The following is a 13,431-nucleotide window of genomic DNA, read 5'->3' on the forward strand; positions in this document are numbered from 1 at the left end:
TGGACTATGGATAATAAGATTAGACTTTTTGTCTCTTCTCAAGAGAATCAATATTTTGAAAGAAAAAGTGCAAGAGTAGAACCACTTGATATATTGAAACATTTAGTTGCATTTGCAAATGCAGATGGAGGCTCATTGGTAATTGGGGTAGAAGATAATGGAGAAATAACGGGATTTAATAATTCAAAAGCACATAAGATAGATGAATTTAAGAATATGACAGTTACAAAACTAAGAGATACTCCTATTTTACCTAAATATGAGATATTTGATGTAAAAAATAAAAAGGGAGAAGAAGATAAAATTTTAGTGATCTCAGTAGAACCAGCTTATGATAGAGTTATAAAATCATATGATAGCAATGTTTATTTAAGACAATTTGATAAGACAGAAAAATTAAATCATGAACAAATAACTCAATTAGAATATGATAGAGGACAGAGATATTTTGAAGATGAAGTAGTTGAAAATTCTTCAATAGAAGATATTGACTTAGAGTTAGTTGAGTCCTATAGAAAAAATATGAATTTAACGAATTCAAATTTAGAAGACATATTAAAAGCAAGAAATTTTATTAAAAAAGGACTTTTAACTAATGCTTGTGTACTTTTATTCGCAAAAGAACCCACAAAATATCTACCTCAAGCTAGATTAAAATTTGTTAGATATGATGGAACAAAAGCTGGAGTAGGAACCGAAATAAATATCATAAAAGAAATAACTTTTGATAAAGCTATTCCTAGAATAATAACAGAAGTAAAAGAATTTATAAAAACTCAGTTAAGAGAATTTCAATATCTTGATAGAAAAGATGGAAACTTTAAATTAATGCCAGAATATCCAGAATTTGCTTGGTTTGAAGGGGTAGTTAATGCTTTAACTCATAGAAATTATTCTATTAGAGGGGAATATATAAGATTTATTATGTTTGATGATAGGATAGAAATACAAAGTCCTGGAAGATTACCTAATATTGTTACCATTGAAAATATTCTAACACAGCGTTATTCTAGAAACCCAAGAATAGCTAGAGTATTGTCAGAGTTTGGTTGGGTTAAAGAAATGAATGAAGGTGTTAAGAGAATATATAGCGAAATGGAAAAATTCTTTTTGAAGAAACCAGTTTACTCAGAACCAGGTAATAATGTTTTGCTTGTTTTAGAAAATAATATATTAAATAGAAATGTTAGAATTGAAGATAATCTAAAAAAATTAATAAATAAAGATATATATATAAAATTAAATCTTATTGAAAAAGAAATAATCAAATTTTCCTTTATGAATAAAAAAATTACAACAACAGACTTGACAAAGAAATTAAATAAAAGTGGATTGACAACTCGTAAATATTTAAAGAAACTAGTTGAACTAGGTATATTGGAGTGGCATGGAACGAGTGCTAGAGATCCAAAACAATATTATACTTTAAAAAAATAAAAAGTTACAAGTAGGTTACAAGTAAGTTATAAGCTCAAAAGTTAAAGCTAGAAAAAATGGCAAGTTATATAGGAGAAAAGTTACAAGTAGGTTACAAGTAAGTTATAAGCTCAAAAGTTAAAGCTAGAAAAAATGGCAAGTTATATAGGAGAAAAGTTACAAGTAGGTTACAAGTAAGATATGGAAGAAGTAAAATTTTTATTATATTCATATTTAGAAGATGATGTAAATATATGAGTAATAGTAAAAATAATACTTTGTGGCTTACACAAAAAAGTATGGCAGAATTATTTGGAGTAACTTGAGAAAAATACGATTATTTCCAAAATGGAAACAGTCGTAAATAGAGGATTTAAAGGAGAGTTAAAAGAAGAATTAGAATATTATAATTTAGATGCCATTATTTCTGTAGATTATCGTATAAATTCCATAGATTATTTACAATAAAGCTGATAATACAAGAGAAAATATGAAGTTTTAAAAGATAAGGGTAAAATAAGTAAAAGACAAGCAATAGAAAAAGCAGAGAAAGAATATGATATATTCAATAAAACTCAAAAAATAGAATCAGATTTTGATAAGCAAATAGAAAAACTAAAAAGAGGGAAGAAATGAGTAAATTAGATGAATTGATAAAAGAGTTATGCCCTAATGGAGTGGAATATAAGGAATTAAAGGATATATGTGAAATAAAAAAGGGAGTTCAGTTAAATAAAGAGAAATTATTAGAAGAAGCTAATTATCCAGTAATAAATGGAGGAATACTACCTTCTGGATATTGGAACAACTATAATGTAAAAGAAGATACAATTACAATAAGTCAAGGAGGAGCTTCAGCTGGATATGTACAATATATATCTACTAAATTTTGGGCAGGAGCACATTGCTATTACTTAGAATTAAGAGATAAAAATATAAATTATAGATATATTTATCATTTTGTTAAAATGAAACAAGATAAATTAACTTCTTCACAAGTAGGAGCAGGGATTCCAAGTGTTGAGAAAAAAGTTCTTGAAAATTTATTAATACCTGTTCCACCATTAGAAGTTCAAGATGAGATAGTTAGAATATTGGACGAATTTACAGCCCTAACAGCAGAGCTAACAGCAGAGCTAACAGCAGAGCTAACAGCTAGAAAAAAACAATATTCTTGGTATAGAGATTATTTATTAAAATTTGAAAATAAAGTAGAAATTGTAAAATTAAAAGATATAGCTACTGAGATGTATAGAGGAAATGGAATAAAAAGAGAAGAAGTAAGAGAAACAGGAATTCCTTGTGTTCGTTATGGAGAAATTTATACAGATTATGGAATATCATTTGAGAAAACTAAATCTTATACTGATGAAAATTTAATAACAAATAAAAAATATATAGATTATGGAGATATTTTATTTGCTATAACAGGAGAAAGTGTTGAAGAAATAGGGAAGTCAACAGTATATATTGGAAAAGAAAAATGTTTGGTTGGTGGAGATATTTTAGTTATGAAACATAAGCAAGACCCAGTTTATTTATCTTATGTTTTATCAACTGAAAATGCTCAGAAGCAAAAAAGTAAAGGAAAAATAAAAAGTAAAGTAGTTCATACAAATGCAACAGATATAGGAGAAATCGAAATTCCTTTACCATCATTAGAAGTACAAAAAAGAATAGTGGAAGTTTTAGATAATTTTGAAAAAATATGTAATGACTTAAATATAGGACTTCCTGCTGAAATAGAAGCAAGACAAAAACAATATGAATTTTATAGAAATTATCTCTTGACATTTGAAGAAAAATCAAGACAAGCTATCTTAGCTTGCGAGCTTGCGCAGTAAGCAGCAAGCCCAAAATCTAATTAAAATTCTTCAATATGTTTATGGCTACGTTGAATTAGAATTAGATAAGGTTGCAAATATTACAATGGGTGTTTCTCCAAATGGAAATTCAATAACAGATACAAAAAATGAAGAAAATATAGAATTTCACCAAGGAAAAACATATTTTGGAGAAACTATGTTGTTACAATCAAACGTATATACAAATGAACCAAAAAAGTATGCTGAAAAGAATAGTATTGTTATGAGTGTGAGAGCACCAGTAGGGGATACTAATATGACAGATAGGAAAATAGCAATAGGCAGAGGTTTATGTTCTATTCTAGCAGATGAAGAAATTTCTACTACAAAATATTTGTATTACTATATACAATCAAATGTTGATAAATTAAAAGCAATGTCAAATGGTTCAACATTTGAAGCTATAAATTCAGAAAATATAAGAAAATTTGCTATTCCTTTACCACCACTAGAAGAACAACAAAGAATAGTTGATATTTTAGATAGGTTTGATAAGTTATGTAATGATATATCAGAAGGATTGCCAGCTGAGATAGAAGCAAGACAAAAACAATACGAATATTATAGAGAAAAACTATTAACTTTAAAAAAGTTGTAGTTTAATTTTCATTAAAAATTTCCTAGCAAAAAAGTTAGGAATTTTTTATTTTTTAGATAAAAAAAGTCTCTTGATGGCTGTATGAGTTCTACGAACTCAATAAACACAGGCTCTTCGAACTAATACGGACGTCAGAGACTAATAAGCATTTAAATTTATATTTTCCTATAGAATAAAAAAATATTGCAAAAAAATACAAAAAAGTATATAATTACTTAAAGAGGAGGGATGTAAGAATGAAGGTATTTATGCTGTCTTTTAAAGTAAATGGAGTAAAAAATATAGAAAAAGAGATTGAAATTAATTTTTATAATAAGACTTTAAAAAGATTTAGTCCTTGTGGTAGTAATGTAAAAGGAATATTTGGACCAAATGGAATAGGAAAAACTTCTATAATAAAAGGAATGGATATACTTAGAAAAATATCTTTAAATGATAATTATTTAACTAATGATTTCAATTTAATTATATTAGATAAAATTATTAATAAAAAAATTGAAAAAGCAAAGTTAGAATTAGAATTTTTAATTATAGATAGCAATAAAAAGAAATCTAGATATGTACATAGTATAACTGTTGCTATAACTTCCCCTAAAGAAATAAAAATATTGTTTGAAAATATAAAGAAAAAAGATCCAAACACAGATCAAATAGTAGGAGAAATTTTAATAGAAAATGGAATTATAAAAAATGATGGATTACATGAAGATGATTTGAAATCTAAAATTGCAGATATTACAAAAAATTTATTAGAAAAAAGAAGTATTATAAACATAGTGAAGCCTTCTGTTCTAAAAAGTATAGACCTAGAAAAGATTCATTATTTTTATAAAAAATTACATATAAAAATTGATAGAGAAGATAGTCATTTAGGATATGCTTTAATGGATAATCCTTTAAAAGATGAAGTACCATTTAATGATTCTGTTGGAAATTATGATATGATTATATCTAAAACTAATTTACAGATATTTGAAGAGTATTTAAAAAGAATGACTAAATTTTTAAAGATATTTAAACCAAATTTAAAAAATATAGAATATGAAAAAAAAGAAGGGAAGGAAGAATATTACATCAATATTTTATTTAAGTATGGCAACTATAAAGTAGACTATGAATTTGAAAGTATGGGTATAAAAAATCTTTTTAAACTATTTATATATTTTGGAGCTTTAAGTGAAGATGAAGTAGTAGTTATAGATGAAATAGACACAAGTATACATGATATTTATTTGAATAAATTAATTGAATTTTTTGCTGTTGACGGAAAAGGACAATTAGTTTTTACTGCACATAATATAACATTACTACAAACTTTAAAAAAATATAAACATTCAATAGATTTTATAAATGAAAATATGGAAGTTGTTTCTTGGATAAAAAATGGGAATAGTACTCCTTTTAAATCTTATAAAGATGGATATATAAAAGGTTTACCATTTAACATAAAAGAATATGACTTTTTAGAAATCTTTTCACAAGAAAGTGATGTTGAATGAGATATTTGCAGATAATTGTATTGTGTGAAGGTGAAAGTGATGCAATATATTTGGATAGAATTTTTAAAACGTTAAAAGAAAAAAATATAGGTACAAATTTAAAGTTTACCCCTATTTCTATAAAAGGAAAAACAAATTTTGAAAATAAAAAATATATTGATAAAGTAAAAAAGACAAAGTTAAAATTTCAAGGAGAAAGTCAAGTTCTTTATGTAGTTGATACTGATGATATAGATACTTCAAAAAAAGATTCAGAATTATTAGAAAAAATAGCTGAATATGTAAAAAAACAAGATTGGCATTTTGTGTTTTTTAATAGAGATATTGAAGAAGTACTAAATAAAAAGGCAAATAGAAAGAATAAAACGAATGAAGCTAGAAGCTACTCAGAAAAGAAATTTAATGAAGTTGATAAAAAAAATTTAAAAGTAAAAAATTATTTAACAAAAGGAACAAGTAATTTATTCTCAGTAATTTCAGAGAAATTAGGAATGAAAATTTAATAGATATTTAAAAAACTTTTCATATTTATATGAGAAGTTTTTTTGTGACATAAAATAAAAAATTTGTTATAATCAAATAAAAAAATGATTAAAATTTTTGGAGGGGGCAATGTCATCAGTAGATTATAATATGCTTATATCAACACTTGAAAGTACAGTTGTAACTGAATATGTAAGAGAAAATATACCTGTGTATACTTATCAAAGTGAAGCAGATTTAGAAAGAGAATTTATAAAAAATCTTCAAAATCAAGGTTATGAATATCTGATTATCCATAGTGAAAAAGAGTTAATTAAAAATTTAAAAGACAAATTGGAAAAATTAAATAATATTACTTTTTCAGAAAATGAATGGGAAAGATTTTTTAAAGAAAAAATTGCAAATAAAAATGAAAGTATTATCGAAAAGACAAGAACTATCCAAGAAGATTATATAAAAAGTTTTATAAGAGATAATGGTACCTTAGTAAATATTAGTTTAATAGACAAAAAGAATATACACAATAATTTTCTTCAAGTTATAAATCAATATGAAGAAGAAAAGGGAAATAACAACACAAGATACGATGTAAGTATTTTAGTAAATGGCTTACCTTTAATTCACATAGAGTTGAAAAGAAGAGGAGTTGCAATAAGAGAAGCTTTTAACCAAATTAATAGATATCAAAGAGATAGTTTTTGGGCAGGTAGTGGACTTTTTGAATATGTGCAAATATTTGTAATTTCTAATGGAACAAATACTAAATACTATTCTAATACAACAAGAGTAAGACATATTAAAGAGATGTCTTTTAGTAGAAGAAAAGTTAAAAAGTCTAGTAATAGTTTTGAATTTACTTCATATTGGGCTGATGCAAACAACAAAACGATAACAGATTTAGTAGACTTTACAAAAACTTTTTTTGCAAAACACACAATTTTAAATATTTTAGCAAAGTACTGTATATTTGATACAAGTGATACTTTACTAGTTATGCGTCCTTATCAAATATCAGCAACAGAAAGAATTTTAAATAAAATCCAACTTGCTAACAACTATAAATGGACAGGTAAAATTGATGCTGGAGGCTATATTTGGCATACAACTGGAAGTGGTAAAACTCTAACTTCTTTCAAAACAGCACAATTAGCATCACAGCTCGATTATGTAGATAAAGTTTTATTTGTTGTTGATAGAAAAGATTTAGATAGTCAAACACAGAAAGAATATGATAGATTTTCAAAAGGCTCAGCCAATGGAAATACTTCAACAAAAATATTAAAAGCACAATTAGAAGATAAGTATGAAAATAAAAGCAAGATAATTATAACTACTATTCAAAAGCTAGGACATTTTATCAAACAGAATAAAAATCATGAAGTTTTTAGAAAGAAAATAGTTTTAATTTTTGATGAATGTCATCGTTCACAATTTGGAGAATTACACCTTGCAATAACAAAGACTTTTAAAAACTATTTTATGTTTGGTTTCACTGGAACACCAATATTCCCAAAAAATTCAAATGGAAGTTCAAAAACTTTGTTTAAAACAACAGAGCAAACTTTTGGAGATAAATTACATACTTATACAATAGTCAATGCAATAAATGATGGTAATGTACTTCCATTTAGAATAGACTATATCAATACTATTAAGGAAAAAGAAAATATACAAGATAAAAAAGTTAATGCCATTGATATAGAAAAAGCTATGTCAGATCCAAATAGAATTAAAGAAGTTGTTTCATACATAATAGATCACTTTGAGCAAAAAACTATGAGGAATAAGCACTATGAATTAAAAGACCAAAGATTATCAGGATTTAACTCTATATTCGCAGTGAGTTCTATACCTGTGGCAAAAAAATATTATTTTGAATTTAAAAAACAACTTAAAGAGAAGAATAAAGATTTGAGAGTAGCAACAATATTTAGTTATTCAGTAAATGAAGAAGAAAATACTGATAATTTAGATGATGAAAGTTTTGACACTGAAAATTTAGATTTAAGTTCTCGTGAATTTTTAGAAGAGGCAATATCAGATTACAATAAGAAGTTTGGTGCAAATTTTGATACTTCTTCAGATGGATTTCAATTGTATTATGAAGATTTAAGTAAAAGAACTAAAAATAAGGAAATAGATATTTTAATAGTTGTAAATATGTTTTTAACTGGTTTTGATGCAACTACTCTAAATACTCTTTGGGTGGATAAAAACTTAAGAATGCACGGACTTATTCAAGCCTTTTCAAGAACAAATAGAATTTTAAATTCTATAAAAACTTTTGGTAACATAGTATGTTTTAGAGATTTACAAAATGAAACAGATGAAGCAATAGCACTTTTTGGAAATAAAGAGGCTGGAGGAATAGTACTTTTAAAAACTTATGAAGAATACTACAATGGCTATGAAGATGATAAAGGTAGAGAAAAAGAAGGATATAGCCAACTAATAGAAGAGCTTCAAGATAAATTTCCGATAGGAGAACAAATAATAGGAGAACAAAATGAGAAAGAATTTATAATTTTATTTGGAAATATCTTAAAAATAAAGAATATATTATCAGTTTTTGATAAATTTGTAGGAAATGAAATTTTATCAGAAAGGGAATACCAAGATTATCAAAGTATCTATATAGATTTGTACCAAAAAAGAAAGCCAAAGGATACTGATAAAGAAAGTATAAACGATGATATTATTTTTGAAATAGAATTAATTAAGCAGGTTGAAATTAATATTGACTATATTTTGATGAAAGTTTCTGAATACTATAAATCAAATAAAGAAGATAAAGAAATACTTGTTGATATTAAAAAAGCTATTGATTCAAGTATAGAACTTCGTAGCAAAAAAGAGTTAATAGAAGGGTTTATAGATAGAGTTAATTCTTCTAAAAATGTTACAGAGGATTTTAAAAAATTTGTGATAGAAGAAAAGGAAAAAGATTTAGAGAAAGTGATAGAAGAAGAAAAATTAAAACCAGAAGAAACTAAAAAATTTATAGACAACTCATTAAGAGACGGTGTTTTAAAAGCAACAGGAACTGATATAGATAAATTATTACCTGCTGTATCTCGTTTTGGTGGGGGAAATAGAGTTGAAAAAAAGACGGGAGTTATTGAGAAATTAAAAGGATTTTTTGATAAATATTTAGGTTTTTATGGAAATGATATTATGTAAATATTAAACTAAAAAGAATTTGACAAATATATTGAATGAAATCTATAATATGTGAAAGAGAACTATATTTTAAAAATTAAAATAAATTTAAAGGGAGATGTTTAAAATGAAAAGAGTTATTAACACAACAAATGCACCAGCTGCACTAGGACCTTATTCACAAGCTATAGAAGCAAATGGAGTTTTATATGTTTCAGGACAAATTCCTTTTGTTCCAGCAACAATGACATTGGTATCTGAAGATGTTGAAGAACAAACAAAACAATCTTTAGAAAATATAGGAGCTATCTTAAAAGAAGCAGGATATGATTTTAAAGATGTTGTAAGTGCAACAGTTTATATAAAAGATATGAATGATTTTGTAAAAATAAATGGAGTATATGATAAATACTTAGGAGAAGTAAAACCAGCAAGAGCTTGTGTTGAGGTTGCAAGATTACCAAAAGATGTTAAAGTCGAAATTGGAGTTATAGCAACAAAATAAAATTTTTATAAAAAATAAAAAAAATCAGTCTCTGACATCCTTATTAGTTTGAAGAACTCAAACGGATATCAAGAGACTTTTTTATTTATAAGGAAAGTATAAATTTAATATGAAAACTAGTCTCCGACGTCCGTATTACTCTGGAGAGCATTTTGGTGAGCTCGGAAGAGTCATACGGCTGTCAGGAGACTTTATTTATTTATGATAAAAATACAAGTTTAAAAATAAAAAAAATGTATTTAAAATTTTAGTTTAGATTAATAAATGGATTTTTAGAAAAATGACAAATATTAAAAAATATGTTAAAATATACAGTAAAAAAAAATAAATTAGGAAGTGTATTATGCAAGAAATTGAAAAAGTTAAAATCACAACTGAATTTATAAAATTAGACCAATGTTTAAAATGGTTAGCAATTGTTGGAAGTGGATCAGAGGCAAAAGAAATAATAATTAATGAAGAAGTAAAAGTTAATGGAGAAATTGAAGTAAGAAGAGGAAGAAAAATTTATCCGGGATATAAAATTGAAGTTTTTGATAGAGTTTTCGAAATAGAATAAATATAATTTTGTATTGAGGTGGAAGTTTGAAAATAAAGGATATTAGTATTTTTAATTTTAGAAATCTAGAGAATACTTTTGTAGCTTTGTCTGAAAAAATAAATGTTTTCTATGGAAAAAATGCTCAAGGTAAAACAAGTTTATTAGAAGCACTATATTATTCAGCAACTGGAATTAGTTTTAAAACAAAAAAAACTTTAGAGCTAATCCAGTATGAAAAATCTGAGTTTATAAATTCTATAACATATGAAGACTATATCTCAACTAATAAAATAGCTGTAAGATTTAAAAATATAGTTGGAGCTAAAAAAGAATTTTTTTTTAACAAGAAAAAAATAAGTCAAACAGATTTCTATGGTAGAGTTAATATTATTGCTTATATACCTGAAGATATAATTTTAGTAAATGGTTCTCCTAAAAATAGAAGAGATTTTTTCGATATTGAAATATCTCAAATAGACAGAGAATACTTAAGTAATCTAAAAAAATATGACAAACTTTTAAAGATTAGAAATAAATATTTAAAAGAGGGAAATACTAAGAAAGAAGAATACAAAATATATGAAAGTGAATTTATAAATTTTGCTGCTAGAATAATTCATACTAGAATGGAATATGTAAAAAACTTATCTAGGGTATTAAATCTACAATATAGAAAATTATTCAATTTAGAGCAAGAGTTAACTTTAAAATATGAAACTTTTACCGATGAAAAATTATTAAAAATGGATATAGAGAGTATAAAAAAAATATTTGAAAAAGAGATAGAAAGAAAAAGATTTCAAGAGGAAAAATATAGGTTTTCACTTATAGGACCTCATAAAGATGATTATAAGTTTTTATTAAATGGGTATGAAGCTAAAATATCAGCTTCACAAGGAGAAAAAAAGTCCATAATATTTTCTTTAAAATTATCTGAAATTGAGATAATTAAAAAAAATAAAAAAGAGAACCCGGTTATCATTATAGATGATATTACCTCATATTTTGATAAGGATAGAAGAAATTCTATATTAGAATTTTTTCTAAAAAATGAAATTCAAGTTTTGATAAGTTCAACTGATAAATTAGATATAGTTGCTAAAAACTTTTATATAGAAAAAGGAAAAGTTATAGAAGAATGAAAAAAATCCATTCAATTGCAGAGATAGTAAAATTTAATATACTAACAGATGATAATATAAAAAGAGTTATTTTAGCAACTAAATGGAAAGAGTTTTTTAAAGATTTATCAGAACTGAGTGAAATAGTAAATTTTAGAGAAAATATTATTTATTTAAAAACTTATGACTCGACATTGAAGCATTATATTTTTATTAATAAGAAAGTAATAATAGAGAAAATTTTAGAAAGTCTTGAAATAAAATTTGAAATAGAAGACATAAAATTTTATACAAAGTAAAAAAAGAATAGTTATGGGAGGAAAAAATGAGTTATGAAGCACAGAATATAACAGTTCTGGAGGGATTAGAAGCTGTTAGAAAAAGACCAGGAATGTATATTGGAACAACATCTGAAAGAGGGTTACACCATTTAGTTTGGGAAATAGTTGATAATTCAGTCGATGAAGCTTTAGCTGGTTATTGTGATAAAATTGAAGTAAATATTCTCCCAGACAATATAATAGAAGTTATAGATAATGGAAGAGGAATTCCAACAGATATACACCCTAAATATGGTAAATCAGCACTTGAAATTGTTTTGACAGTTTTGCATGCTGGAGGTAAGTTTGAAAACGATAACTATAAAGTTTCAGGAGGATTACACGGAGTTGGAGTATCGGTAGTTAATGCCTTATCTGAATGGACAGAAGTAGAAGTTAGAAAAGGTGGAAATGTATACTATCAAAAATACAATAGAGGAAAACCTGAAGAAGATGTAAAAATTATTTCTACTTGTGATAAAAGTTTACATGGAACAACAGTAAGATTTAAAGCAGATCATTTAATATTTGAAACTTTAATTTATAATTATTTTACTTTATCAAATAGATTAAAAGAGTTAGCATATTTAAATAAAAATTTAACAATAATACTAACAGATCTTAGAAAAGAAGAAAAGAAACAAGAAGAATATAAATTTGAAGGTGGAATTTTAGATTTCTTAAATGAAATATTAAAAGAAGATACAACAATTATAGATAAACCTTTCTATATAAGTGGTGAGCAAGATAATGTTGGAGTTGATGTAACATTTTCTTATACTACATCTCAAAACGAAGTTATTTATTCTTTTGTTAATAACATTAATACACATGAAGGTGGTACTCACGTTCAAGGTTTTAGAACAGCTTTAACTAAGGTTATAAATGATGTAGGAAAGGCACAAGGTCTTTTAAAAGAGAAAGATGGGAAATTACAAGGGAACGATATAAGAGAAGGAGTTGTTGGAATAGTTTCTACTAAGATACCTCAACCTCAATTTGAAGGTCAAACAAAAAGTAAATTAGGGAATTCAGAAGTTTCTGGTATAGTAAACTCTATAGTTTCGAGTGCTTTAAAGATATTTTTGGAAGATAATCCAAATATTTCAAAAATAATTATAGAAAAGATATTAAATTCTAAAAAAGCAAGAGAAGCAGCTCAAAAAGCAAGAGAATTAGTATTAAGAAAATCAGTATTAGAAGTTGGTTCACTTCCAGGAAAGTTAGCAGATTGTACTTCTAAAAAAGCAGATGAATGTGAAATTTTTATAGTTGAGGGAGATTCAGCAGGAGGTTCTGCAAAACAAGGAAGAGATAGATATAATCAAGCTATTTTACCTTTAAGAGGAAAAATAATAAATGTTGAAAAAGCAGGTTTACACAAATCTTTAGAAAGTTCTGAAATAAGAGCTATGGTAACAGCTTTTGGAACAAGTATAGGAGAAACTTTTGATATATCAAAATTGAGATATGGAAAAATAATTCTTATGACCGATGCCGATGTTGACGGAGCACATATAAGAACATTAATTTTGACATTCCTATATAGATATATGATAGATTTAATATATGCTGGAAATGTGTATATAGCTTGTCCTCCATTATATAAAGTAACAGCAGGAAGACAAATAGTTTATGCATACAATGATTTAGAGTTAAAAGATGTATTAGCTCAAATGAATGCAGAAAATAAAAAATATACAATACAAAGATATAAAGGATTAGGAGAAATGAATCCAGAACAATTGTGGGAAACAACAATGGATCCTGATGCAAGATTACTTCTAAAAGTTTCTATTGACAACGCAAGAGAAGCAGACATACTTTTTGATAAATTAATGGGAGATAAAGTAGAGCCAAGAAGAGAATTTATTGAAGAACATGCAGAATATGTAAAAAATATTGATATATAATAAAATATTAT

11 protein-coding genes are annotated in these 13,431 nt (G+C 25.7%); all 11 read left to right on the forward strand.

The window, feature by feature from the left end:
* Positions 1 to 6: 6 nt before the first annotated feature.
* The 11 genes from BQ2505_RS03865 (at position 7) to gyrB (ending at position 13,420) form a co-directional block, all read left to right on the forward strand.
* Entirely contained in the window at positions 7 to 1,437 is a 1,431-nt protein-coding gene (locus tag BQ2505_RS03865; RefSeq protein ID WP_074016459.1) for an ATP-binding protein, read from the forward strand.
* 611 nt (positions 1,438 to 2,048) lie between these two features.
* On the forward strand, positions 2,049 to 3,260 hold the full coding sequence (locus tag BQ2505_RS03875) for a restriction endonuclease subunit S (RefSeq protein WP_074016460.1): 1,212 nt from the start codon (positions 2,049 to 2,051) through the stop codon (positions 3,258 to 3,260).
* The gene (locus BQ2505_RS08830; protein ID WP_074016461.1) at positions 3,250 to 3,879 is read left to right on the forward strand and encodes a restriction endonuclease subunit S; all 630 of its coding nucleotides are present in this window, start codon (positions 3,250 to 3,252) and stop codon (positions 3,877 to 3,879) included. The genes BQ2505_RS03875 and BQ2505_RS08830 overlap by 11 nt, the downstream gene beginning before the upstream one ends.
* A gap of 236 nt (positions 3,880 to 4,115) precedes the next feature.
* Complete coding sequence (locus BQ2505_RS03885) at positions 4,116 to 5,378, forward strand: ATP-binding protein (protein ID WP_074016462.1); 1,263 nt, start codon at positions 4,116 to 4,118, stop codon at positions 5,376 to 5,378.
* On the forward strand, positions 5,375 to 5,881 hold the full coding sequence (locus tag BQ2505_RS03890) for a hypothetical protein (protein ID WP_074016463.1): 507 nt from the start codon (positions 5,375 to 5,377) through the stop codon (positions 5,879 to 5,881). The genes BQ2505_RS03885 and BQ2505_RS03890 overlap by 4 nt, the downstream gene beginning before the upstream one ends.
* 109 nt (positions 5,882 to 5,990) lie before the next feature.
* Entirely contained in the window at positions 5,991 to 9,041 is a 3,051-nt protein-coding gene (locus tag BQ2505_RS03895; RefSeq protein WP_074016464.1) for a type I restriction endonuclease subunit R, read from the forward strand.
* A gap of 106 nt (positions 9,042 to 9,147) precedes the next feature.
* The gene (locus tag BQ2505_RS03900) at positions 9,148 to 9,525 is read left to right on the forward strand and encodes a RidA family protein (RefSeq protein WP_074016465.1); all 378 of its coding nucleotides are present in this window, start codon (positions 9,148 to 9,150) and stop codon (positions 9,523 to 9,525) included.
* A 343-nt stretch (positions 9,526 to 9,868) separates the two neighbouring features.
* Positions 9,869 to 10,084, forward strand: a complete 216-nt coding sequence (locus BQ2505_RS03905; protein ID WP_074016466.1) for an RNA-binding S4 domain-containing protein — start codon at positions 9,869 to 9,871, stop codon at positions 10,082 to 10,084.
* Between the two features lie 26 nt (positions 10,085 to 10,110).
* The gene (recF, locus tag BQ2505_RS03910) at positions 10,111 to 11,208 is read left to right on the forward strand and encodes a DNA replication/repair protein RecF (protein ID WP_074016467.1); all 1,098 of its coding nucleotides are present in this window, start codon (positions 10,111 to 10,113) and stop codon (positions 11,206 to 11,208) included.
* On the forward strand, positions 11,205 to 11,486 hold the full coding sequence (locus tag BQ2505_RS03915) for a DciA family protein (protein ID WP_074016468.1): 282 nt from the start codon (positions 11,205 to 11,207) through the stop codon (positions 11,484 to 11,486). The genes recF and BQ2505_RS03915 overlap by 4 nt, the downstream gene beginning before the upstream one ends.
* A gap of 26 nt (positions 11,487 to 11,512) precedes the next feature.
* The gene (gene gyrB, locus BQ2505_RS03920) at positions 11,513 to 13,420 is read left to right on the forward strand and encodes a DNA topoisomerase (ATP-hydrolyzing) subunit B (RefSeq protein ID WP_074016469.1); all 1,908 of its coding nucleotides are present in this window, start codon (positions 11,513 to 11,515) and stop codon (positions 13,418 to 13,420) included.
* Positions 13,421 to 13,431 lie beyond the last annotated feature (11 nt).

It is taken from the genome of Fusobacterium massiliense (assembly GCF_900095705.1).
In the GTDB taxonomy this organism is placed as follows: domain Bacteria; phylum Fusobacteriota; class Fusobacteriia; order Fusobacteriales; family Fusobacteriaceae; genus Fusobacterium; species Fusobacterium massiliense.